Source organism: Bradyrhizobium sp. 142 (assembly GCF_023074015.1).
In the GTDB taxonomy this organism is placed as follows: domain Bacteria; phylum Pseudomonadota; class Alphaproteobacteria; order Rhizobiales; family Xanthobacteraceae; genus Bradyrhizobium.
In genome coordinates, this window is record NZ_JADPKQ010000273.1 from 1 (window position 1) to 964 (window position 964).

The window sequence follows — 964 nt, forward strand, 5'->3', positions numbered from 1 at the left end:
ATGGCGTATCGCTCTCCTTGAGAGGTTCTGGCAGGCTCGACACCCGCCTCGATACGCCGCCTATCTCATTCCGTCATCACCCACTTTCCTGCATAGCTCGGAAGCCGAATGGATCAACCTTTGCCGTCAACTCTACAATTCGGGTCGAAGGAAACACCGCGACGCTCACTTACCGGCTGAGCGATAACGACCCAGAATCGATCTGGCCGGGCGTCACACGCATCGTATTTGAGACGGCGGAAAGGAAGATCGCGCGTCGCATCGAATGGCAAGACGATGGAATCGAAACGTTTGTTGTTCCGGACCCGCCGCCAGTTTGGCGGGAATACTACGAGCAAAACGAAGACCAACGAGCTTTTGTTATCAAGACCGATCTCGTCGGAGCTAAGTGGCAAACTGCTCTCTCTTCACACGCGCCCGGTCGCAAAAATGCAGGGTGAGAATATCTCTGTGGGGGATCGAGTCTTCGTGTGGCTCCTTGAAGAGGATGGCGGACACGGAATCACGTGGTTTGGCTCCGTGCGGAAATTGGATAAGCGGCGTTCAGATGATTATCAAATTCAACTTGACGATCTACGCAAAACCTCTTGCCGTTTTGGGACGAGAGAGCTCGATGGATTTAGACACTCAAGTGATGTCTATGAGGCAAGCCTGTATGAAAAATTAAAGGGATACTCGCATCGCGGCATCAGGCAGATCGAACGTGGTGAGGTCGGCAAGCTAGCACCACTCTTCGATCCTCACGATTTCGATGGCGATGGAAACAATGAAGTTGGTCGGTTGAATCGGCGCGGGAACGTGCCATCGCGTATTGCCTCATCTGAGGATGTTACTTTCGCTTGACGGATGTAGCTCCGACTGTCGGCCGGTCCGAGGTTGCGTCATTGCTCGCAGGATCGGAGGGACTGGGGCCGTCGCGGAGTGCCCATCACACGCAGCGACGGCCCCAGTCCCGGGATCACCA

At 54.8% G+C, this 964-nt stretch carries 2 protein-coding genes; both read left to right on the forward strand.

The window, feature by feature from the left end:
* Positions 1 to 440, forward strand: a 440-nt coding sequence (locus tag IVA82_RS24320; RefSeq protein ID WP_247493591.1) for a hypothetical protein, incomplete at its 5' end; no start/stop codon positions are given.
* A gap of 28 nt (positions 441 to 468) precedes the next feature.
* Positions 469 to 843, forward strand: coding sequence for a hypothetical protein (locus IVA82_RS24325; protein WP_247380708.1), 375 nt, complete (start codon positions 469 to 471; stop codon positions 841 to 843).
* Positions 844 to 964 lie beyond the last annotated feature (121 nt).